The organism is Arenibacter echinorum (genome assembly GCF_003259375.1).
Lineage (GTDB): Bacteria > Bacteroidota > Bacteroidia > Flavobacteriales > Flavobacteriaceae > Arenibacter > Arenibacter echinorum.
In genome coordinates this window covers 58,878-81,978 of record NZ_QLLN01000009.1, presented here as the reverse complement: position 1 = coordinate 81,978, position 23,101 = coordinate 58,878, and the positions used below count along the sequence as shown (strand labels likewise).

At 39.7% G+C, this 23,101-nt stretch carries 20 protein-coding genes; 8 read left to right on the top strand and 12 right to left on the bottom strand.

The features are described 5' to 3' along the window. Positions 1-49 precede the first annotated feature (49 nt). Positions 50-937 carry a lysophospholipid acyltransferase family protein gene (locus LV92_RS19730; RefSeq protein WP_111625328.1) on the bottom strand — a complete coding sequence of 296 codons (888 nt, stop codon included), beginning with the start codon at positions 935-937 and terminating at the stop codon, positions 50-52. Between the two features lie 58 nt (positions 938-995). On the opposite strand from LV92_RS19730, the gene LV92_RS19725 reads away from it, so the two are divergent. Then, positions 996-1,646 (top strand): rhomboid family intramembrane serine protease, encoded by a 651-nt coding sequence (locus LV92_RS19725; protein WP_111625327.1) that lies wholly within the window; start codon positions 996-998, stop codon positions 1,644-1,646. A 171-nt stretch (positions 1,647-1,817) separates the two neighbouring features. Here the strand turns inward: LV92_RS19725 and LV92_RS19720 are convergent, their stop codons facing one another. Both LV92_RS19720 and LV92_RS19715 read right to left on the bottom strand, forming a co-directional pair. Then, positions 1,818-2,948 (bottom strand): TlpA disulfide reductase family protein, encoded by a 1,131-nt coding sequence (locus tag LV92_RS19720; RefSeq protein WP_111625326.1) that lies wholly within the window; start codon positions 2,946-2,948, stop codon positions 1,818-1,820. 109 nt (positions 2,949-3,057) lie between these two features. Beyond that, a complete protein-coding gene (locus tag LV92_RS19715; protein ID WP_111625325.1) occupies positions 3,058-3,567 on the bottom strand; it encodes a hypothetical protein in 510 nt (169 codons plus the stop codon). A 103-nt stretch (positions 3,568-3,670) separates the two neighbouring features. Here LV92_RS19715 and LV92_RS19710 point away from each other — a divergent pair, with 103 nt between their 5' ends. Beyond that, complete coding sequence (locus LV92_RS19710; RefSeq protein ID WP_170126364.1) at positions 3,671-6,571, top strand: FAD-binding and (Fe-S)-binding domain-containing protein; 2,901 nt, start codon at positions 3,671-3,673, stop codon at positions 6,569-6,571. 165 nt (positions 6,572-6,736) lie between these two features. Here the strand turns inward: LV92_RS19710 and LV92_RS19705 are convergent, their stop codons facing one another. Then, positions 6,737-7,597 carry a UDP-2,3-diacylglucosamine diphosphatase gene (locus tag LV92_RS19705; protein WP_111625323.1) on the bottom strand — a complete coding sequence of 287 codons (861 nt, stop codon included), beginning with the start codon at positions 7,595-7,597 and terminating at the stop codon, positions 6,737-6,739. Between the two features lie 230 nt (positions 7,598-7,827). Here LV92_RS19705 and aroC point away from each other — a divergent pair, with 230 nt between their 5' ends. The 5 genes from aroC to LV92_RS21840 all read left to right on the top strand — a co-directional run bounded on the left by aroC (position 7,828) and on the right by LV92_RS21840 (position 13,225). Continuing rightward, positions 7,828-8,892 (top strand): chorismate synthase, encoded by a 1,065-nt coding sequence (aroC, locus tag LV92_RS19700; protein ID WP_111625322.1) that lies wholly within the window; start codon positions 7,828-7,830, stop codon positions 8,890-8,892. Positions 8,893-8,955: 63 nt separating this feature from the next. Then, positions 8,956-10,263 (top strand): dicarboxylate/amino acid:cation symporter, encoded by a 1,308-nt coding sequence (locus tag LV92_RS19695; RefSeq protein ID WP_111625321.1) that lies wholly within the window; start codon positions 8,956-8,958, stop codon positions 10,261-10,263. A gap of 115 nt (positions 10,264-10,378) precedes the next feature. Further along, positions 10,379-11,671, top strand: a complete 1,293-nt coding sequence (locus tag LV92_RS19690) for a dicarboxylate/amino acid:cation symporter (protein WP_111625320.1) — start codon at positions 10,379-10,381, stop codon at positions 11,669-11,671. 37 nt (positions 11,672-11,708) lie between these two features. Next, entirely contained in the window at positions 11,709-12,881 is a 1,173-nt protein-coding gene (locus LV92_RS19685; protein WP_111625319.1) for a flavohemoglobin expression-modulating QEGLA motif protein, read from the top strand. Positions 12,882-13,051: 170 nt separating this feature from the next. Continuing rightward, on the top strand, positions 13,052-13,225 hold the full coding sequence (locus LV92_RS21840) for a hypothetical protein (protein ID WP_170126363.1): 174 nt from the start codon (positions 13,052-13,054) through the stop codon (positions 13,223-13,225). Positions 13,226-13,299: 74 nt separating this feature from the next. Here LV92_RS21840 and LV92_RS19680 read toward each other — a convergent pair whose 3' ends face one another. The 7 genes from LV92_RS19680 to LV92_RS19650 form a co-directional block, all read right to left on the bottom strand. Then, complete coding sequence (locus tag LV92_RS19680) at positions 13,300-15,810, bottom strand: TonB-dependent receptor domain-containing protein (RefSeq protein ID WP_111625318.1); 2,511 nt, start codon at positions 15,808-15,810, stop codon at positions 13,300-13,302. Positions 15,811-15,813: 3 nt separating this feature from the next. After that, the gene (locus LV92_RS19675) at positions 15,814-16,305 is read right to left on the bottom strand and encodes a hypothetical protein (protein ID WP_111625317.1); all 492 of its coding nucleotides are present in this window, start codon (positions 16,303-16,305) and stop codon (positions 15,814-15,816) included. 180 nt (positions 16,306-16,485) lie between these two features. Further along, a complete protein-coding gene (arsC, locus tag LV92_RS19670) occupies positions 16,486-16,830 on the bottom strand; it encodes an arsenate reductase (glutaredoxin) (RefSeq protein ID WP_111625316.1) in 345 nt (114 codons plus the stop codon). Between the two features lie 137 nt (positions 16,831-16,967). Then, positions 16,968-18,066, bottom strand: a protein-coding gene (gene prfB, locus LV92_RS19665; protein WP_111625315.1) for a peptide chain release factor 2 whose coding sequence is annotated in 2 segments (ribosomal slippage) — positions 16,968-18,002 and positions 18,004-18,066 — 1,098 coding nt in all. Because the reading frame shifts where the segments join, the coding sequence is not laid out codon by codon here. Positions 18,067-18,133: 67 nt separating this feature from the next. Then, positions 18,134-18,985 (bottom strand): transglutaminase-like domain-containing protein, encoded by an 852-nt coding sequence (locus LV92_RS19660; RefSeq protein ID WP_111625314.1) that lies wholly within the window; start codon positions 18,983-18,985, stop codon positions 18,134-18,136. Positions 18,986-19,027: 42 nt separating this feature from the next. After that, a complete protein-coding gene (locus LV92_RS19655) occupies positions 19,028-19,975 on the bottom strand; it encodes an alpha-E domain-containing protein (RefSeq protein WP_111625313.1) in 948 nt (315 codons plus the stop codon). A 9-nt stretch (positions 19,976-19,984) separates the two neighbouring features. Next, complete coding sequence (locus LV92_RS19650; RefSeq protein WP_111625312.1) at positions 19,985-21,451, bottom strand: circularly permuted type 2 ATP-grasp protein; 1,467 nt, start codon at positions 21,449-21,451, stop codon at positions 19,985-19,987. A 225-nt stretch (positions 21,452-21,676) separates the two neighbouring features. Here LV92_RS19650 and LV92_RS19645 point away from each other — a divergent pair, with 225 nt between their 5' ends. After that, positions 21,677-22,699, top strand: coding sequence for a threonine aldolase family protein (locus LV92_RS19645; RefSeq protein ID WP_111625311.1), 1,023 nt, complete (start codon positions 21,677-21,679; stop codon positions 22,697-22,699). Here LV92_RS19645 and LV92_RS19640 read toward each other — a convergent pair. Beyond that, positions 22,694-23,017, bottom strand: coding sequence for a YegP family protein (locus tag LV92_RS19640; protein ID WP_111625310.1), 324 nt, complete (start codon positions 23,015-23,017; stop codon positions 22,694-22,696). The genes LV92_RS19645 and LV92_RS19640 overlap by 6 nt on opposite strands. Positions 23,018-23,101 lie beyond the last annotated feature (84 nt).

The following is a 23,101-nucleotide window of genomic DNA, read 5'->3' as shown; positions in this document are numbered from 1 at the left end:
GAGGGTTTTAGGCGAAATAGAGAAGGAATAATTATCAGATAAAACAAGTCTATTGGAATTCTACGGGTACTTTATTTCGGTGTTTCCAACGTTTGTGTGTCCAAAGGTAGTACTCCGGTTTTTCCCGTATCTGATCTTCGGTCAACCTGAGAAATTGGTCTGTAATTTGATGTTTTTTGGTCTGCTTACCGGCGGTGGTAATGGGGATGAATTCTGCTTGGTAATAGCCTCTTTTTACTTTCGAAACCTTAAGGAAGACTACTGCTAGGTCCAATTTTCTGGCCATGCTCTCGGGGCCATTAAATATAGGCACCTTAACGCCCATAAATTCACTCCAATATTGAGCTCTTTTTACTTGGGGGGATTGATCGCTCACCATGCCATAGGCAGAAATTACTCCGTTTTGGACATTCCTATAAACCGTTTTTACGGTTTCCTGTTGGGTAATTAGGGTGGTGTTCCATTTGGCCCTTATTTTCTTTATTAAATCATCAAAATAGGTATTTCCAATTTTTTGATAAACGGCATATCCTTTGGCATTTACATAATTGTTAATGCTCACGTTCCATTCCCAATTGGCATAATGGGAACATACAATAAGTACGCTTCTATCTTTAACGATGTCCTGAAGTACTTCAATATTAATGATCTTATAACGTTCCTTTAGCTCCTCTTTTGATAGGTTCAAGGTCTTCACCATTTCCAGGAACATGTCGCACATATGATGATAGAATTCCTTTTTAATCTTTTTTATTTCTTGTTTTGACTTATTAGGAAAGGAACGTGCAAGGTTTTCGGTTACCACCCTTTTGCGGTAGCCAACAACATAGAAAAGTACAAAAAATACAAAGTCCGAAAAAAAGTAGAAAAGTCTAAAAGGTAATATGGAAATAAGCCATAGCAGGGGGTAAACTAGAATATAGACCAGAAATTGCATGCAGATATAATTAGAGCAAATATAGCTATATTTGAACCCAAAAATAATAGTTTTCTTCATGAATAATATTCATATTGCTACCATTGCCATTATGGCTGCGAACGTCTTGGCTTCATTAAAAGGTTTTAACGATAATACATTCTTTGAACGTTATAAGTTTGGTGTCGGTGCTATACAGGCAGGGCAAAAGGACAGGATGCTTACTTCGGGTTTTTTACATGTAGACCTGTCCCATCTCTTTTTTAATATGTTTACGCTTTATTTTTTTGCCGATGTGGTGATTGATTGGTTTGGTCCCAGTAAATTCGTCATCCTTTATTTTATAAGCCTGGTTGCGGGAAGTTTATTGGCATTATATTTTCATAAAAGTGAACCTTATTACAGTGCCGTTGGGGCCAGTGGGGCAGTAACCGGTATATTGTACTCGGCCATCCTTCTAGAGCCCGGTATGCGATTGGGAATTATGTTTATCCCTATTCCTTTACCGGCTTACGTTTTAGGAATCCTCTATTTATTTTATTCAATCTATGGGATGAAAACACGGTTAGGAAACATTGGGCATACTGCCCACTTTGGGGGTGCTATTGGCGGCTATGTGGTTACCTTGTTCTTTAAGCCCGATCTTCTAGTTACAGATACTTTAATGGTGCTTTTATTGGCTTTGCCCATTGTGCTTCTTTTTATTCTAGGGAAAATGGGCAAGATTTAAAGAACGCCCAAAGGTACAGCATATGGTTACCACCATCCCTTGGGGTTTTGGATTTAGGAATTTTCCGCACACCAAAATCACGGTCAATTACAATGACATTTCAATAGCTCACATAAAAAAAGGCCCGTAATTTATTACGGGCCTTTTTTATTTATAAATTCTGGAACAATCTTATTGCAAAAGTTCTGAAATTTTCGACTCCAATTCTGGGCCTCTTAGGTTTTTAGCTACAATTACCCCGTTTTCATCAAGGATAAAGGTAGCAGGAATGGCTTCTACATTGTAAAGTTTGGCCACGGCATCATTGAAGTAATCCAAACTGGAAATATGGTTCCAGCTAAGCTTGTCATCAGCAATCGCCTTTTTCCAATCTTCTTCCTTTCTATCCAAAGAAACACCAATAATGTTAAGTCCTTTGGAGTGGTACTTGTTGTAGATATTGACCACATTGGGATTTTCGACCCTACATGGTTTACACCAGGCTGCCCAAAAATCGATGATGGTCACTTTTCCCATTGCCTCTTTTAGGGATAATTCCTTACCGTCTGGGGTAGGCCCTGAAAAGTCGGGGGCAGTAGCACCTATCTCCGTACTCTTGCCTTTTTCTTCCCTAGCTTTGGCAGCTTCCAAACTTTTAAGGATGTTTTTGGCAGGCAGGGTTTCCTTTATTTCAGGGGATAAGGCATCATACATTTTCTGTGCCTCATCGCTCTCAATCATTCTTGTACCAAGACCTTTTTCTATCAATAAAGCGGAAATAAGGCCATTTGGATTGTTTTTGATGAAATTCAACTCAAAATTCTTATATTCTTCTTGAAGTTCAGCAAACTCGTCACGTAAGGAGTTAGCGGTAGCTTCGTTTCCGCTCATATTTGCGTTTTGCATATCTTTTTGAATTGACATTGCCTGATCGGACAATGCCCTTGATTCACTTAGATAGTTAAAGAAAATATTATTCTGTACAGTTCCTTTGACCTTGGCAAAATTTAAACTATCCTTTTGTGCACTAAATTCTATTTCGCCTTTTTCGGCAACAACCGGGGTATAACCCTGTATTTTATCAACAAAAACATATATTAAATCGGGCGAATCAGCAGGACCACTAATGGTAAACTTACCATTCTCAACTGTGGTGGTGTCAATATCATAAGGTTGATTGTTTTCATCAATCTTTCTAAGAAATATTTGGGTACCGTTTTCCACATCACCGGTTAAAGTTCCGTTCAATACAAAACCTTCGGGTTTACTGTTGCACGCTACAACTCCTACAATCACAGTAAGGGATAATAATATTTTTTTCATTGTTGTTTTCTTTTAATTGCCGCAAATGTACTTATATATGAGTAATAAAAAAAGCCATAAATGCTACAAGAACATTCATGGCCAATAAAATAGTAATTAGTTATTTGTATCAAAACTGATAGCGAATACCCAAGGCGATATCAAAATCAAAATTATCAGAGAAGTCTTTGTATCCCACGATACCGATTTCAGGTCTAAAATCCAATGAAATTAACAATGGAATGTCAAAGTTATATTCTATACCAATATCCCCGGCAGCCAAAACAAACAATCCACCATCGGGCGTATAGTATCCTCCATTGCCATTCGGCCTAGAGGCGAAATCCACACTTCCTAGACCGCCACCGGCGCCATAGTACCAATTGAAATTTCCGTCCAAGGGTCTAACCCATTGGTAAAGGGCCGTTAATTTAAAGGCATCAAAATAACGACTATCGCGCCATCCAAGGTTGGCTTCCAATCTGTTGTCGCGGTCCAAAGATTTTTGATAGGATATTTCTGCACCAAAACCATCACTGTCCCCCAAGCGCAGACCAATGGCGTGATCGGATATTTCCTGGGCACTCATAGAGAACCAGGAACAGAACATAAATAGGGTAAATAATTTTAAAATTTTCATAAGTGTTCTAAAGTTAATTAATGTAAAAATTAAAAATTCATTATTAATCTGAAACAATAAAACTTAATTTAGTGCCCAAAATTGTTTTGAGTTGGATAAAAATATGCTAAATAAATTAAAGGGTGATTTAGAGGGCGATTTGTTTGTTGACAAATTAATGACCACCCTATATGCCACCGATGCTTCCGTATATAGAAAAATGCCAATGGCAGTGGCTTACCCGAAGACTGAAGAGGATATTAGAAAACTGATTCTTTTTGCAGGAGAACACAAAATTGGTTTAATACCTAGAACTGCAGGAACCTCCCTTGCCGGACAATGTGTTGGGGATGGTATAGTAGTGGATGTCTCCAAAAATTTCACCAAGATTCTTTCAGTTGATGTAGATAAAAAACAAGTAACCGTTCAACCAGGGGTGATCCGTGACGAGTTAAATCTCTATTTGGAGCCTTACGGCCTATTTTTTGGACCAAACACTTCTACTTCCAACCGCTGTATGATCGGGGGAATGGTAGGCAACAACTCCTCGGGAACTACTTCCATACAATACGGGGTTACCCGTGATCAGGTCGTATCCTTACAGACTTTTTTATCCGATGGAAGCAAGGTAGAATTCAGGGATTTGTCCTTGAACGAATTTCTGGGTAAAATGTCCTTGGATAATTTTGAAGGAAAAATTTACAACAATATTCATAAAGAATTAAGCAATAAGGAAATACAGGCGGAAATTTTAAAAGAATTTCCAAAACCCCAGATCCATAGGCGCAATACCGGATATGCTGTGGACGAGTTGCTCAAGAACAATATTTTTGGGGATAGTGCCCAAGGCATAAACTTATGTAAATTATTGAGCGGGAGTGAAGGCACCTTGGCATTTACAACAGAAATTGTGCTTCAATTGGCAGAGTTACCGCCGAAACTTTCCGCAATGGTGGTTACCCATTACAAAACCTTGGAGGATTGTTTGTTGGATGTTGCTCCCCTAATGACCCATAATCTACATACCTGTGAAATGATGGACAAGGTAATTTTGGATTGTACCAAAAATAACCGTACCCAATTGGAGAACAGATTTTTTGTGGAAGGGGATCCCGCGGCTTTGCTAATGTTAGAAGTTAAGGCGGATACCGAGGAGGACTTGAACAAACAACTTCAGCAATTATTGGAGACGGTTAAAAAGTCGGGATTGAGCTATGCCAACCCTATATTGAAGTTCGGTGATGTGAATAAGGCGATCGAACTTAGAAAGGCCGGATTAGGGCTTCTTGGAAATATAGTAGGAGACCGTAAGGCGGTTGCCTGCATAGAGGATACTGCAGTTGCCTTGGAAGATTTAAAGGATTTTATAGGGGAATTTACCCAAATAATGAAGGACTACAAGCAAGACGCGGTCTACTATGCCCATGCAGGGGCAGGGGAGCTGCATTTAAGGCCGATCTTAAATTTAAAGAAATCTACCGATGTGGCCTTATTCAGGTCCATTACCACAGACGTGGCCAAGCTTACCAAAAAATACCACGGATCTTTTAGCGGGGAACATGGCGATGGAATTGTAAGGGCCGAGTTTATTCCGCTTATGATCGGGGAGAAGAATTACGAGCTCCTGAAACGTGTAAAGACCTATTTTGATCCATACAATATTTTTAACCCAGGGAAAATAGTGGATGCCTATCCCATGGATGAATCCCTAAGGTATGAAATTGACCGTCAGGAACCGGAAATAGAAACCTTGATGGATTTCTCCGACAGTGAAGGCATTCTAAAAGCGGCCGAAAAATGTAATGGTAGCGGGGATTGCAGAAAGACCCATTTGGTATCTGGAGCCATGTGCCCCAGTTATCATGCCACCAAAAATGAAAAGGATACCACACGTGGCCGCGCCAATACCCTGCGTGAATTTTTAACTTCTTCGGAAAAGACGAATAAGTTTAACAACAAGGAGCTAAAAGAAGTTTTTGATCTATGTTTAAGCTGTAAGGCCTGCTCCAGTGAATGCCCCAGTAACGTTGATGTGGCCACACTTAAAGCAGAATTTCTATATCAATATCAGGAAGAGAACGGATATCCTTTTAGGGCGAAGCTTTTTGCCTATAATACCCAATTGAATAAATTGGTAAGTAGTATGGCAGGTATTACCAACGCCATGTACGATTCCAAACTCTTTGGCGGATTGCTTAAGAAGTCGGTCGGAGTAGCAGCGCAACGTAGTCTGCCGAAAGTTTATAAATTCGATTTTGATAAAGAGCTTCAAAAAGCTAAGGGTCAGGTAAATACTACCAAGTCCAAGGTTGTGCTGTACATAGATGAATTCACCAACTATTTGGATGTTGAATTGGGTAGGGATGGAATTGAAGTGCTGACGCGACTGGGGTATGAGGTGGAACTTTTTTATGCAGAGAGTGGAAGGACCTATATTTCTAAAGGGTTTTTAAAACAGGCCAAAAAATTGGCCATTAAGAATGTAGATAGACTTTCGCAGCTAACGGATAAAGGACTTCCAATAATTGGATTGGAACCTTCCGCTATACTTACGTTTAGGGATGAATATAAACGATTTGGTTTTGATAAAAAGAAGATGGATGCCGTTGCTGCCAATTCTTTTTTGATAGAAGAATTTTTGGCCAAAGAAATTCAGTCCGGCGCTTTAACCGCCGATCTGTTTACAAAGGAAGCCAAGACCGTAAAGATCCACACCCATTGCCACCAAAAGTCAATCTCCAACCAAAAGGTAACTTTTGACATATTGAATCTTCCAAAGAATTATACTGTTTCTATCATTAGTTCCGGATGTTGTGGTATGGCAGGGTCCTTTGGGTACGAAAAGGAGCATTATGAGGTAAGTATGCAGGTGGGGGAGCTAAAGTTGTTCCCGGCCGTTAGGAAGTCCGCAGAGGATGTAATCATTGCTGCCAATGGAACAAGTTGTAGGCATCAGATTTACGATGGTACCCAAAGGAAGGCCTTGCATCCTATAACGGTATTGAAGCAGGCGCTTATTGTCTAATAGGATTCTATTAGGATGGCGGAAAACATAGACTTATCAATAAAAAAATAAAGAATTTTAGCCCTGTTCAATACTTGTAGTAGTTGTTGGCCAGGGTTTTTTTTCAATTGTTTTGCAAACAGCGGTAATCGGTTTTTATGATCTAGGCCAAATCAGGGGATAACATTAGATCTTTGCTTTTTTTGATAATTTTTTCAGAGGCTCTTCTACGATGTTTGTTGCAGCCAGTAATTCATGAATGTCCATGCCCTTAAGTTCTTCATCCGCGAAGAAAGGGGAGAGTTTATCCGCGCTGTATCTATATATCTTCCAGCGTTTAAAGGCATATTCAAGAGCAGTGAGATTTTCTACCCAATCTCCGGAATTTAAATAGGTGCATTTACCTCGTTCACTTTCATAAATCTCTTTTTTGGGCTGATGGATATGGCCGCAGATAACATAATCATAGTTCTCGTCAATGGCCAATTCCTTTGCCGTATGTTCAAAATTTTGAATAAATCTAACGGCACCTTTTACGCTGTTCTTAATTCTTTTTGACAAGGAATATTTTTCGCGCCCCAGTTTGCCCAAGGTCCAATTAATGGTTCTGTTAATGAGAATTAATAGACTGTAACCATGCCTGCCCAGTTTGGCCACCCATTTTGCATTCTGAATGGATATATCAAAAACATCACCGTGAAAGAACCAGGCCCTTTTACCATTTAATTCTAGGGTCAATTGATCTACAAAATGGATATTTCCCAAAGAAGTATCGCAGAACCTTCGAAGCCTTTCGTCGTGGTTCCCTACAATGTAATACACGTCGGTACCATTAGTTGCCATTCCCATAATTTTTCTCAGCACTTTTAGGTGTGTAGCAGGGAAATATTTTTTGCTGAATTGCCAGATATCAACTATATCACCGTTTAAAATGAGTGTTTTAGGGTTTATACTGTTCAAATAGGCCAGTAGTTCATCCGCATGACATCCGATTGTCCCTAAATGTACATCGGAAATAACTACCAATTCTATTTGTCGCTTTTTCACGGAGGTGGAATTTTCTCAAATTAAAGCTTTGGATTTAAATTTAAGGTGAAGGTAAAATCAAATTAGAATAAGGAAATAGTTAAGTTTACATTAAGTTGGTCTAATTCTGTTTTAATTTGCAATAACCAAGGTTTCTATTTTCGTATCTCTGTTTTAAGATTTACCTTTGTAATCTTTGAGTTGAAATGACCTTTTAAACCATTTCATAACCACAAATTTTAACTACAAACATGGCAGGAAATACTTTTGGAACCCTATTTAAACTATCTACGTTTGGAGAATCTCACGGTGTGGCCATCGGCGGCGTACTGGATGGCTGCCCGGCAGGAATTGAATTAAATCTGGAGGCCATTCAGGAAGATCTGGACAGGCGTAAACCTGGTCAGTCGGCCATCGTGACCCAACGTAAGGAGCCTGATACCGTGGAGTTTTACTCCGGAATTTTTGAAGGGAAGACCACAGGGACACCTATAGGGTTTGCCATACACAATACGAATCAAAAATCACATGATTATTCACATATAAAGGACTCTTATAGACCTTCGCATGCCGATTATGTGTACGACCAAAAATATGGTTTCAGGGATTATCGCGGAGGAGGAAGAAGTTCGGCCAGGGAAACCGCCAGTAGGGTAGTTGCAGGAGCTATAGCCAAACAATTTTTGGGCGATATGAAAATAAATGCCTACGTTTCGCAAGTGGGCGAACTTTCCTTAAACAAAAGTTACCAGGAACTGGATTTCTCACTTATAGAATCCAATCCTGTACGATGTCCGGATACCGCTACTGCGGCTAAAATGGAAGAATATATTAAAAAAATAAAAAAGGAAGGCGATACCGTTGGAGGGGTAATTACCTGTGTTATCCAAAATATTCCTGTAGGCTTGGGAGAACCGGTTTTTGATAAACTACATGCAGAACTGGGGAAGGCCATGCTGTCCATTAACGCCGTTAAAGGTTTTGAGTATGGTAGCGGATTTGAAGGGGTAAAGATGAAGGGGAGTGCACATAACGATCAGTTCAATACAGATGGTACCACCAAGACCAATCATAGTGGAGGTATTCAGGGCGGTATAAGCAACGGAATGGATATTTACTTCAATATCGCATTTAAGCCGGTTGCTACTGTTATCCAGGCCTATGATACCATAGATAGGGAAGGGAATAAAGTAAGCACCCAAGGCAAGGGTAGGCACGACCCATGTGTGGTGCCCAGGGCGGTGCCCATTGTGGAAGCAATGGCGGCCTTGGTTATGGCAGATTATACTTTGCTGAACAGGACTATTAAATTATAGCCTTATATTTTTTGGTGCTTTGCACCACAAAATACTATCTTTCCAATCTAAATCATTGTTTTTATGAGGAAGTTGGAATTGCACTGGCAAATTATTTTAGGAATGGTGGGCGGAGTTCTTTTCGCTCTGGCCATGGTTCAGTTTGATTGGGGCCCCAAAATTGTCTCCGATTGGATTAAACCCTTTGGGAATATTTTTATTAATTCTCTAAAGCTCATTGCGGTTCCATTGATATTGGCTTCCCTGATCAAGGGGGTTTCAGATTTAAAGGATATTTCCAAGCTTTCAAAAATGGGGGGGAGGACCATTGGAATTTACATTATAACTACTGTTATTGCCGTTTCCATAGGACTCACCATAGTGAATATTATAAAACCCGGATCCTCCATTTCAGAAGAGACGAGGAACGAATTGGTGGAAAATTACCAAGGTGATGCCGATTCTCAGATAGCCAAGGCCAATAAACAAAAAGAATCCGGGCCTCTCCAAGCCTTGGAAGATTTGGTGCCAAGCAATATTTTTGCGGCAGCCGGTGACAATGGCAACATGTTGCAGGTCATCTTTTTTGCTATTTTCTTTGGCGTGGGACTTATTTTGATACCGGCAGAGCAGGCCGATCCGGTAAAGAAGTTTTTTGATGGCTTCAATGAGGTAATTCTTAAGTTGATAGATTTGATTATGTTGGCCGCTCCTTATGGTGTTTTTGCCTTATTGGCCGCTTTGGTAGTGGAATCTCCCAGTTTGGATCTATTCAAGGCCTTGGGATGGTATTCGGTAAGTGTACTATTAGGTTTGATCCTGATGATAGGCGTATACATTTCACTGGTATGGATATTTACCAAACGCAAACCATCATTTTTTATAAATGGAATTTCCCCTGCACAATTACTGGCTTTTTCTACCAGTTCCAGTGCTGCAACACTACCTGTGACCATGGAAAGGGTAGAGGAGCATTTAGGGGTAGAGGAAGAGGTTGCCAGTTTTGTATTGCCAATTGGGGCCACTATAAATATGGATGGTACCAGTCTTTATCAAGCTGTTGCAGCGGTATTCATTGCACAGGCTTTTGGAATGGATCTTAGTTTTGGAGCCCAATTGGGAATCATTGTAACGGCCACCTTGGCTTCTATAGGTAGTGCCGCTGTACCGGGAGCAGGGATGGTGATGCTTGTCATTGTTTTGGCACAGGCTGGCATTCCAGAAGCCGGACTGGCATTGATCTTTGCTGTAGATAGGCCTTTGGATATGTGTAGAACGGTAGTCAATGTTACAGGGGATGCCGCAGTATCCATGATGGTGGCAAAGTCTGTAGATAAATTAGGGGAACCCAAAGTAAAGGAATGGAGTGATCATTATAAGCCATCAAAATAACAAACAGCTTCATTATTGCTGAATTCAGCGCCTATTAATACTACAAAAATTATTTTTGTCGTTTTGTGAATTCAATTGATTGTTCCCATAATTTAGCACAATCTTAATTGAAAGTATGAAAAAACTTGCCTTGCACTGGCGAATCCTAATAGGTATGCTTTTGGGATTGCTTTTTGGGGTGTTAATGTTATATATATCAGGAGGTAAGCTATTTATTCAAAATTGGATCAATCCATTTGGCATTATCTTTATCAACCTATTGAAGCTTATCGCCATTCCCTTAATTTTGGCTTCGATAATAAAGGGGATTTCAGATTTAAAGGATATTGCCCAGTTTAAAACAATAGGTGTCCGTTCCGTTACCTTATTTATCACCACCACCATAGTGGCAATTATTATAGGCTTGGTGCTGGTAAATATTTTTTCCCCTGGAAAAGGAATCTCTGAGGAAACCGTTGCAAGGATTACCAATGAATATGCTGGTCGGCAAGGTGTGCAGTCCAAACTTGCAGAAGCTTTTGTGCAAAAGGAATCCGCGCCTTTGCAGTTTTTGTTGGATATGGTACCGGAGAATGTTTTTAGTGCAATGAGCGACAATAAACTAATGCTCCAGGTAATATTTTTTTCTGTGTTTCTAGGGGTGTCCATGTTGCTAATTGGGGAAGCCAAGGCAAAACCTTTAAAGACCCTTTTTGATTCCCTTAACGATGCGGTATTAAAAATGGTCGATATAATTATGGTAACGGCTCCCTTTGCCGTGTTTGCCCTTTTGGCCAATGTAGTGGCCAGCTCAGGAGATCCGGATTTATTATTGGCATTGGTTAAATATGCTGGTGTTGTTATTTTAGGGCTTTTTCTGATGATTGTTTTTTACTCTACCGTATTGATGTTTGTAACCGGAAAAAACCCCATTTGGTTTTTAAAGGCCATCAGTCCTGCACAACTTTTGGCATTTTCTACCAGTTCAAGCGCGGCAACCCTTCCCGTAACCATGGAGAGGGTAGAGAATCAGTTGGGAGTGGACAAGGAGGTTGCCAGTTTTGTGCTTCCTGTTGGGGCTACCATAAATATGGACGGAACCAGTCTTTATCAAGGTGTGGCAGCAGTTTTTATTTCTCAGGCATTGGGGCATCATTTGGAGATTTCGGACCAATTAATGATAATATTGACCGCGCTTTTGGCCTCTATAGGTTCTGCTGCAGTACCGGGAGCTGGAATGGTAATGTTGGTAATTGTTTTGGAGTCCATAGGATTTCCCAGTGATAAGTTGGCGGTAGGCTTAGCATTGATCTTTGCGGTAGATAGACCTTTGGATATGGCCAGAACAGTAATAAACGTAACGGGCGACGCCATGGTGTCCGTGGTTGTTGCAAAATCGGTAGGGAAATTGAATGATATCCCTAAATAATGAGAGCCTCAACGAGGTGCAATAAATAATAGTAGTAATGTTAAAGCAAGAAATGAGCCGGGAAATTATTAATCAGTTTCCCAATGTATTTGCAATAGATGCCAACTTGGACAGGTTGGTAAAAAAAATTGAATTACTTACCTATTTAAATCCTTTAAATATTGAAAAAGAAAAGCATCGTTTTTTTTCATCCAAGTTCGTAGATGAACCCATATTTAAGTATAAAAAACTACAATTCGACCCATATAAGCTAAACCGTTTGTTCTTCTCCCAGCGCTTGGAGCGCATAAAGGATGAACAGATAAGGAAATTTTATCAAGAAGTGGTGTATTACTATGCCAATATGATACAGTGTATCGAGACTATTGGCCAGAACAAAAAGTTCTATTATAATTCCCTTAGGGTTTACGGCACTCCCACGGAGAAAGATGTTCAAAATGCCAGGTTTATTCTGCATTTCGCTGATGAGCCGGATACCGAGGACATGGAAAAAATATATACCCCAGAAGACGCCAAGGTGTATTTTGAAGAGTTTGTACAGCAATATAATTTCCCTCTAAACATTTCCTTTTCCAATAGTATTGCCGCTGATGCCATGGTGAGCAATAATACCCAATCTCTCTTAATTAAGAAAAATACCACTTTTAGCAGAAACCAACTGCTTACCTTGGCCAATCATGAGATTGGAGTTCATTTGGTAACTACCTATAATGGCATGTTGCAACCTTTAAAAGTATTTTCCAATGGTTTTCCAAAAAACGTGGAAACCCAGGAGGGCTTGGCGGTATTTAGTGAATATATGAGCGGGGCCCTAAGCTTGAAAAGATTAAAGGAGTTGGCCTATAGGGTCTTGGCTTCCGACAGTCTGATAAAAGGATATAGCTTCTCGGACACCTTCGACATGCTGCACGGACAGTACAAACTGGATCGGAACAAAGCCTTTACCATAACCATGCGGGTCCACAGGGGAGGCGGATTTACCAAGGACCGCTTGTATCTAAGCGGATTGAAGAAGATTTATAAAAGGCATAAAAATGGCTTGTCCATGGATACTTTATTAACAGGTAAGGTTACTATGGAATCTGAGGCCACTATAAACCGATTTAAGGACTTGGGCTTGGCAAATGATTTAACACATACCAATGTGGCCTTTGAACAGAATTGCAATAAGAACAGCACTTTGGATTTTATATTGGACAATTTGAAATAGTGATAGGGAAGTTGTATTTCCTTTGGTTTAGTATATGTAGGCCTGCGGTAGTATGTAGGTAGACTGGTCCAAGAAGTTTTTAAATTAAAGTTAAATTATTTTAAATACCCCTTGGAATAATAACTTAGATTTTGATATCTTTGTACCACCATTAAAAAAACATAGCAATCATGTTCGATTTTGACCAATATTTAGGGTTTTTAGCATTTTTGACCATCTTGACCATTGGGTTTTGGTTGATGATTTTTTTGTTGACTTTTGTTATTCCCTACTGGATAGGAGGTGCTATCTTGGAAATATTGAAAGAAAAGCGCGACGCTAAAAAAGCAAAACGTAACCAATAGGATACGACGATTATATAGTATAAATAAAAAGGGAGCCCATAGGCTCCCTTTTTATATTTAATGGGTTAAAACTTTTATCCTTCAAAGTCCATATCTTCCCCGCCGCCACTTCTGCCTTCCCTATTGCCATTCCTTTGGTTCTGAGGTTGATTGAAGCGGTACTGGAACGATAAGGTAATCTGCCTTTGCCTCCATTGAAATTCGCTATATGTAGCCACATTTTCAGTTCTGGTATCGCTAATACGTTTTCTGGTGTTAAATATATCGCTTACGTTCAAAGTTAGGGAGCCTTTATCCTTTAGAATATCCTTGCTAAGGGCAAGATCGGAGCTCAACATTCCCTTATTGCGGTTTTGCGCATCTTCGGAAGGTCCCATATAAAAGAAGTTGGTCTGAAAATCGATTTTTCCCGGTAAAGGTAATTTGGCACTAAAGCGTGTAAACCATGAAAAATTATTGGCATCGAAATTTTGAACAATCTCTACATTCTGACTGTTGGTATAGGTGTAGTCTCCCTGTAGATCCCTTTGGAAGGCATTTAGGTTCCAGGTTAATCTCCAGTTTCTTTTAGGGGTATAGGTAGTGGTAAATTCCATACCATAGCGCTCTTCGGTGGCTAAATTTATAGGGCTTCGCACTTGTACGGGAACTACAATAGGATTTTGGGGGTCGTCCGGATTTTCAATGGTTACAAAGTCGCCCGTCTCCCTGGAAACAAATTGAAACACTCCAGTAGATCTGTTAAAGTATCCGGAAGTAGTAAAAGTAAACTTATCCCATCTTTTTAAATATCCCAAATCGTATGCATCGGTAAAAGTAGGGTCCAAATCGGCGTTTCCTTGAAAAAGGTTAGTGTTACTTGATCTGGAAGGAAATGGGTTAATAAATCTAGATCGAGGTCTTCTAAGTCTTTTGCTATAGCTTAAGGTAAGCTGCTCTTTTTCCGAAAATTCATATCCTAAAAATATAGATGGAAACCAGTTGACGTAATCCTTATTGTTAAGGTCATTGGAGTTTACCAATTCTATGGCAATATCGGACGCCTCTACTCTCAATCCACCTAGAATACTGAATTTATTAAATTTAGATCCCAATTGTGTATAGGCCGCATTTACGTATTCCTTATAGTTTAATTCATTACTGAAGTTGGGGTCACTTGTGAAACCGCCGTCTTGTTGCTGTATACCAAAATCAAAATCGGTATTGTTATTGTTGAAGGTACCGCGATAGCCTAGTTCAAATTGGGACTGGTTGTCCTTTCCAAAGGGAAGTACATAATCCATTTGTACCAATTGCGTTATCTGTGTTTGGTTATCTATGGTCCTTTCGGTATCCAAAGCAATATTATCCCCCAAGATTACCTCTTCAATTATAGAATTTTCATCATCCACTCCTTTGGAGTATTGATAATCGAAGGTAAGGGTGTGTCCTTCTTTTTCAAATTTTTTCTGGTAATTTAAAGAGTATTGATGCTCCTCCTCAAACTCGTCCTCAAGGGTAAATCGGTTTCTTTGGATGGTTGGGTTTCTATTGGCATCAAAATTGGAAAAATCCACATTAACCGAGTTGTCCCCATTGGATTTACTAAAAACAAAAGAATTGGTAATGCTGCTGCTTTCATCCAAAAACAGTTCAAAGCCAACATTGGTATTAAAGCTTTTATCTTTTCTTTGGTAATCCCTTATTTCATTTTGAAAGCTCAAGGTATTGCCGTTACTGTCAAAGTTCTCTTGATCGAATAACGCATTCCCAGGGCCGTTGCGATAGCGGTAAGTGGTATTGGTGAAGATATTGAAGTTATCGCGTCTTAGGTTGAGACTCAAGGAGCCTCCATAAGTTTCTGGGTGGCCTGTATAAACATTGACCGATCCATTTATCCCAGCCGTCTTGCTCTGCTTTAATATTATATTCAAAATACCTGCCGTACCTTCTGCATCATATCTTGCGGAAGGGTTGGTAATTACCTCCACCTTTTCTATCGCATCGGAAGGTAACTGTTGCAGGGCCTCGGGACTCAGACCGGACAAGGCCGATGGTTTGCCGTTGATAAGGATTCTAACACTTTCGTTTCCCCTAAGACTAATATTACCTTCTACATCCACGGAAACCGAAGGTACGTTGCTCAGTACATCGGTTACCGAACCACCTTTGACGGTTAGATCCGAACCAACGTTATATACTTTTTTATCCAATCGCAATTCTACTGTGGTACGCTCGCCGACCACTTCTACCTCTGCCAACTGGGCAACGTCCAAGGAAAGCCTAATTACACCAAGGTTGGTGGAAGATCTTAGATTTTGATTGTTCAATTTATAGGATTTGTAGGAGATATATTCTACACTAACGTTATAGTTTCCAGGAGCTGTCTCCACTTCGAATTGCCCGGTGGCATCCGTAATACCGCCAGTGACTTTTTCAGGATTTCTAACACTTTGTAGCACCAAAGTGGCATATTCCAAGGGTTGACCTGTTTCTTGGTCCAAAACGGTCCCAGTTATTTTTATTGGTTCTTGCGGGCCTTGGGCTCCTTGGGTGTAACCAACTAAAGAAATTAGAAATAGTGCAACTGGGAGTAGTTTGTTCATGTGCTATGTTTTGGATTTATTTTTTTTCTTCTTCTTTTTTTCTTTAACCTTTTTAAAACCGTTTTTCTGCAGTTCTACAAAGGCTTCATATTTATCGGCAGGTAGTCCTGCCATAAGTTCTTCGTCCTGCTTTAGGGTGATTTTCTCATAACTTTCCCTCATTTTGTCCGGCGGTAAATCCAGTATTTGTAATTCAATTCTTTCTTGGAGATACTTTTTTAAGGTGGTACTCAAAACAGCCTCCTCGAACGGATTTAAACCTAATTTTTCGGTAATTCCGGGCATTTCCTGATCCACAATCTGTTCTGCCGTTAATTTTTCAGGCTCCTTGGGGGTTTCTTGTGCTTGTGGAATACTATTTCTCTGTCTTCCATACCCTCCATATCCTCCGTATCCATATCCATAACCATTTCCGTATCCATATTGGGCGCTTAAAAAGGGAAAGGATAATAAGATAAATAAAACACTAAAAAATAATCTTTTGTCAGTTTTCATAATGTCAGTGGTTAATGGGATTCCAAAATTAATAGATGGTTTAACCCTTAAGGGTTAAATGTTTGTTAAAATGAATAATTCAAGAACTATGCCGTTCTGTGGCGCTTAGTAGTCTGTTCTGCTGCTAAGGAAATAATGTAAGAATAAATACTCCTTTTACCAAGCATTTTAACACGGTTACTAATTTAAAAGCGCCTTTATTTTTTCGGGAGGTCGTCCGACCACCCCTTTGTTGTCCTTGATGACGATGGGACGTTCTATGAGTTTGGGAAACGCTATCATGGCCGCAATTACTTCATCGTCCGTCATAGATTTTCCCTTGAATTTTTCTTTCCAAATGGCTTCGTTGGTTCTCACCAACTCCATAGGTATTATACCTAAAACTTTTAAAATGGCTTCAAGTTCTTTTTTGGTAGGCACGTTTTCAAGATATTTAATAATCTCAAAGTCGTTTCCCGAATTTTCTAGAATGGCCAATCCTTCCCTGGACTTTCCGCATCTGGGGTTGTGATATATTTTGATCATATTTACTAGGTTTTAAGTTTTAGGGCCATAAGTTTCCGGGCTCCTATTGGTCATGATAAAAATCTTAAGATCAGGTACCTGAAACTTTTCCCCCTTGTCCATTAACAATTTAAAAGTTTGTATAAGGTAGTCATGGTTCAACTTTCTTCCTTTTGCCCCATCATCATCAGATAGGCCTTTAAGAATTGATCTATATTCCCGTCCATTACCGCATCCACATTGCCCGTCTCCTCGCCACTACGCACGTCTTTTACCAATTTGTATGGGTGCATTACGTAATTCCTGATCTGTGAGCCCCATTCAATTTTCATTTTGGAAGACTCAATCTCTTGTCTGGCTTCCATTTTTTTTCGCAATTCTATTTCGTACAATTGGGATTTGAGCATTTTTAAGGCAGTGGCCCTATTGTCGTGTTGTGATCTTGAATCTGAACATGAAATCTGAATTCCAGAAGGTTTGTGGGTCAGCTGTACCTTGGTTTCTACTTTGTTCACATTCTGTCCCCCAGCTCCACTGGATCGGGCAGTAGTAATCTCCACATCGGCCGGATTAATATCAATTTCGATACTGTCGTCTACCAAAGGGTACACGTACACTGAAGCAAAGGAAGTATGGCGCTTGGCATTGCTGTCGAAAGGGGAAATACGTACCAGCCTATGTACTCCGTTCTCGCCCTTAAGCCATCCAAAGCTATAATCGCCCTCTATTTCCAAGGTTACGGTTTTTATTCCTGCAACATCCCCATCCTGATAATTTAGCTCTTTTACCTTGTAGCCATTTTTTTCGCTCCACATCATGTACATCCTCATGAGCATGGAGGCCCAATCACAGCTTTCGGTACCTCCGGCACCTGCGGTTATTTGAAGTATGGCCGTAAGTTCATCCCCTTCCGCTGAGAGCATGTTCTTGAATTCCAATTTTTCCAAGGCCTCGATGGTCTTGTCGTAATGGCTCTTTACATCGTCCTCGGACATTTCACCTTCTTTCTGAAATTCCAAGAAAATTTCAAGATCTGCTACCAAACTTTGGGCATTGTTAAAATCATCCACCCATTGTTTCTTGGACTGAATCAACTTCATCTGCTCCTGTGCCTCTTGGGGATGATTCCAAAAATCCGGGGCCAAGGTCTTTTCTTCCTCGTTTTCTATTTCTACAAGCTTGGCATCTATGTCAAAGATACCTCCTTAACGCACCAAGGCGATCAATGAGACTATTATAATGGTCCGTAGTTATCATATTCTAATTATTTTCAGCCAAAAATAGGATTCTTTTTTTTGATTATGGACCAAATGGGAAATGTTATTTATTGTTGGGTCTGTACATCCACGGAATGGGAGGTTTTATTAGCTCCATGGGAGTGTACTACCCCTTTTAGAGGGGAGCAATCATTAAAGTCCTTACCATGGGCTACTTTAATGTGGTTGTCATCGACCAATAAATTGTTGGTAGGGTCAAAGCCCACCCAGCCAACTTGGGGAACATAGGCCTCCACCCAGGCATGCATCTGTGAGTCTCCAAAATAACCATTTCCTTGGTGCAAATATCCGGATACATAACGGGCAGGGATTTTATTGGCCCTGGCCAAGGCACAGAATAAATGTGCAAAATCCTGACAAACACCTTCTGGATTTTCAAGTATTTCCTCTAGGAGCGTATTTACATGGGTCACCCCGGTGTTGAATTTAATAAACTGATAGACCCAGTTATTTAATTTTTGAAGATTATCAAATATACTTAGGGCAGTGTCGAAAACAAATAGATTTTTTGAACCTTTTGGCAAAGTTGTAAATTGGGTTTGGCCTAAAAAGGGCTCAAAATCTACCTTGAAATCCAAACTTTGAACAAGCTCATAATTGCTCGCGATATTAAAGATTGGAACTTGTCCAAAAGGATTAAGGCTTATTTTCTTTAGTTTAAAATTGGCCCTAAAATTTAAGTTTTGGAATTTCTCTTGGGTATTTATCCTTATGGTCCGAAAACCATAACCATTTTCCGAAAACTCATTTTTGGCACCCAATGAATTCTTAATATCAACACTCATCAATTCCTGTGTTTCATTATTTTCGGGTACAATTAGAAATTGCCATGAGGCATTGTCTACCGGATTTTCGTACTCATTTTCGGCATTATAGGTAATTGAATATTCAATTGACATTTATAGTAGTTCTTAAAGCAAATGTAGGTCAATGGTTTAACATCAATAGTTAAAAAACTCATTTTCCATTTTAAGGCTAATCTGCACCAGATTATTAAGGATTTTTTCAATGAAGCTTTGAATGTCCTCTTCAATTTCCTCGGCATATTTAAATTCATACTCCCCTTTAACTTTGCTTATTAAGAAGGCGGTGGAATTTTTGTTTGGAGTCTTGGATTCATCCAATACTCTGATGTGCTTATGGACCTGGTTGATACTGTTGATGACCGATCTTGGACAATCGGGATTTAATATCAAAAATTCCAAGGTAGAGATACTCGTAGGGGTCTTTTTGTAATACCTGCGCATCATATCATAGGATTCCACACATTTGAGCAAGGTGATCCATTCAAAGCTATGGCCTATTTCGTCCCCATAATTGCCCTTGGCCTTTACGGCATCATTGTATTTCGCGTTGATGATTCGGATTACCTGCGTGGCCCTTTCTAGATTTATACCAAGCATGATGATGGCATATACCTCATCGTGCAAAAGGGTACCCCGTATTTTGCCTCTTAAAATGGCTGTCATTTCAGTGACATTTACGGTAAAATCGTATAACCCCTTTTTTGTAAAATCCTCTACAGAATAATTGACTACAAAATGATAGAATTTGTTGATGGATTCGTACAATTCCGTAGAAATAAGGTCCCTGGCACTGTTGGCGTTCTCTCTGGCACTTTTTACATTGTTGATAACAGAATATGGTATAACCGGGTTTAGGCCAATATTGTATAGAATGTCTTCTTCTTTAAGAATAATGGAATCGTCCGCTATAGGTTCTCCTACTAGGAACATCATGGAACGCAGTACAAATTGTCTGGATTGGGAGAGCTCGTTAGGAGCATCCAAAGACGAAAAATAATTTACGTTCAGGTATCTGGCAACATGTTCGGCACGTTCAATATAACGCCCCATCCAAAAAAGGTTATTGGCAACTCTTGCTAACATAAGATTGTTTTATTTTTTTAATACCCAGGTGTCCTTTGAGCCCCCGCCTTGTGAGGAATTTACAATTAGGTTACCTCTTTTTAATGCTACCCTTGAGAGTCCTCCCTTAAGGACAAATTTCTTTTCATGCCCTAAAAGTGTAAAGGTTCTTAGGTCCACATGTCGTTGTTCAAAGGATTCGGTGTCCTCTATATAGGTAGGATGCACGGATAAGGACATTATGGGCTGCGCAATATATTTTCTTGGATTTTCCTTAATCTCATCCTGGACTACCTTTATTTCATCCTTAGTGAGTCGGTTACCAATAGAAATGCCATAACCACCTGCTTCGTCCACAGGTTTTATAACTAGTTCATGTATATGTTCCAATACATATTTCAGCTCGTCCGGCCTGCTACAGTGATAGGTGTGGACATTATTTAGAATTGGGGTCTCGTCCAAATAATATTTAATGATCTGGGGCATATAGGTGTAAATGGCCTTATCATCAGCTACACCTGTTCCAGGCGCATTGGCCAAGCAAACGTTACCCTTTCTATAGGCAGCAAAAAGACCAGGTACTCCAAGTGCCGACTCGGGTTTGAACACTAAAGGGTCCATGTATAAGTCATCTACACGGCGGTAAATTACATCAACTTTTATAGGGCCTCGAATAGTCTTCATGTAAACAAAATCGTTCTCAACGAACAGATCCCTACCTTCTACCAATTCTACACCCATAGCCTTAGCTAGATAGGAATGTTCATAAAAGGCAGAATTGTACATCCCGGGGGTAAGTACTACACAATTTGGAACATCCACCCCTTTTGGTTTTACACTTTCCAGAATCTCCAATAGGTTTTCCGCGTAATTGGTTACCGAATGGGTTTTGTAGTGGTTGAAAACACCAAAAAGAGCTCTCTTTAAGGCGGTGCGATTGCAAATAACGTAGCTCACACCGGAGGGACATCTAATATTGTCTTCAAGCACATAATAGTTTCCGTCAGAGTGTTTAATGATATCTGTACCCGATATGTGATTGTAAATGCCACCTGGTGGATCCACACCTATCATTTGATGTAAATAGTTCGCAGAGGAAGTTATAAGGTCTAATGGGACTATCCCATCCTTGATTATTTTTTTATCGTGATAAATGTCCCATAAAAACAGGTTCAAGGCCTTACTGCGCTGAATAGCTCCTTTTTCAATGATTTCCCATTCATCTTCATCTATAATTCTGGGAAAAAGATCAAAAGGAAATATCTTTTCTTGGGTCACTTTATTGTCATAGACCTGAAAAGTTATCCCTTGGTTAAAAAAAGAGGCTTTGGCCTTATTGTTCAACTGCACATAATCCTGTATGGAATGATTCCCGTACAATTCCAATAATTTTTGATAAACATTTTTGGCAACTCCATTGGAATCAAAGACTTCATCAAAAAGTTGGGCATTTTTGTTGTACGATGAAAATATAGTTTTGTTTACTTCCGAGTTCATACGCCTATTTTCTTTCAAGATAACTCATTTATGGAACTTTCGGGAATTATAAATATAATTTACCCCTAGAATTATCTATTGTTGAAAAATTAATGGAAAATATTATTGAAAATTATTTATCCTGAGTGAAAATTTTCCTTCTTGGGAATGTTATTGTTGTTTTGCATAAATTTGGCTACTCGGTTTATTAAAACCGTCTGTTTTTTAATATAACTCTTATTCCATATGCAGATAAATCTTATCAGCGATACCGTCACAAAACCTACTCCTGCAATGTTGAATGCGATGATGCAGGCTGAAGTAGGCGATGATGTTTTTAAAAATGATCCAACTGTCAACAAGCTGGAAGAAATGATGGCGAAGTTGTTCGGGATGGAAGCGGCCTTGTTTTTTCCAAGTGGTACCATGGCCAATCAGACGGCTATTAAATTGCACACCCAGCCAGGGGAGCAATTAATATGTGATAAGTATGCCCATGTTTATAATTATGAAGGGGGAGGGGTGAGTTTTAACAGTGGTGTTTCCTGTAGATTGGTAGACGGCCAAAGAGGAATGATGACTGCAGGTCAAGTAGAGGAAGTAATAAACCCACCCGACTTTTATCATAGCCCGTTAACCTCGCTGGTATGTATAGAAAATACTACCAATAAGGGCGGAGGGGCCTGTTGGGACCTGGAGGAATTGAAGGCAATAAGAAAGGTTTGTGACGAGCATCATTTAAAATATCATTTGGATGGTGCCCGACTTTGGAATGCCCTTGTTGCCAAAAATGAATCGGCCTTGGATTACGGAACTTTGTTCCATACCATAAGTGTTTGTTTAAGCAAAGGGCTGGGCTGTCCCATAGGTTCCGTTTTGTTGGGTAACAAAGAGCATATAGACAAAGCGCTAAGAGTGAGGAAGGTGCTTGGAGGTGGCATGCGGCAGGCAGGCTACCTTGCGGCAGCGGGAATTTACGCATTGGAAAACAACAGGGAAAGATTGGCGGAAGACCATAGGAAGGCCAAGGAAATAAGTGTATTGCTAAACGGGTTGCCCTACATTAAAAAGGTAGAGCCTACAGAAACCAATATTGTAATTTTTGAAATAGATGAAAAGCACATGTCCCCTGATGAGTTTTTGGCTAAACTGAACAAAAGGAATATTCAAATCATAGGGATGGGCCAAAATAAACTGCGCATCGTTACCCATATGGATTATACCAATGAAATGCACGAGGTTTTTTTGGAGATTCTTCCAAAATTATAGGCCAATGGCATCGGGTAATAAGGAAATGCTGGTTTTGAGATTCTTTATGCCGTTTTCCATTCCGGCTTCGGAGTTATAGAGCATGGAGTTGCCTAAAACTTTTCCTTCACTGTTCTTAAGAATAAAAAGAAATTTGCCATTATAGTCGGTCTTGCGTTCAAAAACCGAAGATTGCCCAATTAGCACCTTAAGATTGGCAATGGTCTTGTCAATCTCCTCCCTATTAATGAAGGGTATACTATTCAGAAGTGTCTGTCCACTTTCCGACTGCAGACTAAAGGTATATGTGGTATCCGATTCCTTTTTTATTTTTAGCATAGCCTACGGCAACTTTTTTTAAAGTTACACAAAAAAATGTGAATCTTTAAGATTAACAATCTTATCTAGATAAATTTCCGTTTA

What these genes read in the sequence shown, in the direction of transcription:
- LV92_RS19730 (WP_111625328.1), bottom strand. Translation starts at nt 937, where the DNA reads ATGCAATTTCTGGTCTATATTCTAGTTTACCCCCTGCTATGGCTTATT.
- LV92_RS19725 (WP_111625327.1), top strand. Translation starts at nt 996, where the DNA reads ATGAATAATATTCATATTGCTACCATTGCCATTATGGCTGCGAACGTC.
- LV92_RS19720 (WP_111625326.1), bottom strand. Translation starts at nt 2,948, where the DNA reads ATGAAAAAAATATTATTATCCCTTACTGTGATTGTAGGAGTTGTAGCG.
- LV92_RS19715 (WP_111625325.1), bottom strand. Translation starts at nt 3,567, where the DNA reads ATGAAAATTTTAAAATTATTTACCCTATTTATGTTCTGTTCCTGGTTC.
- LV92_RS19710 (WP_170126364.1), top strand. Translation starts at nt 3,671, where the DNA reads ATGCTAAATAAATTAAAGGGTGATTTAGAGGGCGATTTGTTTGTTGAC.
- aroC (WP_111625322.1), top strand. Translation starts at nt 7,828, where the DNA reads ATGGCAGGAAATACTTTTGGAACCCTATTTAAACTATCTACGTTTGGA.
- LV92_RS19695 (WP_111625321.1), top strand. Translation starts at nt 8,956, where the DNA reads ATGAGGAAGTTGGAATTGCACTGGCAAATTATTTTAGGAATGGTGGGC.
- LV92_RS19690 (WP_111625320.1), top strand. Translation starts at nt 10,379, where the DNA reads ATGAAAAAACTTGCCTTGCACTGGCGAATCCTAATAGGTATGCTTTTG.
- LV92_RS19685 (WP_111625319.1), top strand. Translation starts at nt 11,709, where the DNA reads ATGTTAAAGCAAGAAATGAGCCGGGAAATTATTAATCAGTTTCCCAAT.
- LV92_RS21840 (WP_170126363.1), top strand. Translation starts at nt 13,052, where the DNA reads ATGTTCGATTTTGACCAATATTTAGGGTTTTTAGCATTTTTGACCATC.
- LV92_RS19680 (WP_111625318.1), bottom strand. Translation starts at nt 15,810, where the DNA reads ATGAACAAACTACTCCCAGTTGCACTATTTCTAATTTCTTTAGTTGGT.
- LV92_RS19675 (WP_111625317.1), bottom strand. Translation starts at nt 16,305, where the DNA reads ATGAAAACTGACAAAAGATTATTTTTTAGTGTTTTATTTATCTTATTA.
- arsC (WP_111625316.1), bottom strand. Translation starts at nt 16,830, where the DNA reads ATGATCAAAATATATCACAACCCCAGATGCGGAAAGTCCAGGGAAGGA.
- LV92_RS19660 (WP_111625314.1), bottom strand. Translation starts at nt 18,985, where the DNA reads ATGTCAATTGAATATTCAATTACCTATAATGCCGAAAATGAGTACGAA.
- LV92_RS19655 (WP_111625313.1), bottom strand. Translation starts at nt 19,975, where the DNA reads ATGTTAGCAAGAGTTGCCAATAACCTTTTTTGGATGGGGCGTTATATT.
- LV92_RS19650 (WP_111625312.1), bottom strand. Translation starts at nt 21,451, where the DNA reads ATGAACTCGGAAGTAAACAAAACTATATTTTCATCGTACAACAAAAAT.
- LV92_RS19645 (WP_111625311.1), top strand. Translation starts at nt 21,677, where the DNA reads ATGCAGATAAATCTTATCAGCGATACCGTCACAAAACCTACTCCTGCA.
- LV92_RS19640 (WP_111625310.1), bottom strand. Translation starts at nt 23,017, where the DNA reads ATGCTAAAAATAAAAAAGGAATCGGATACCACATATACCTTTAGTCTG.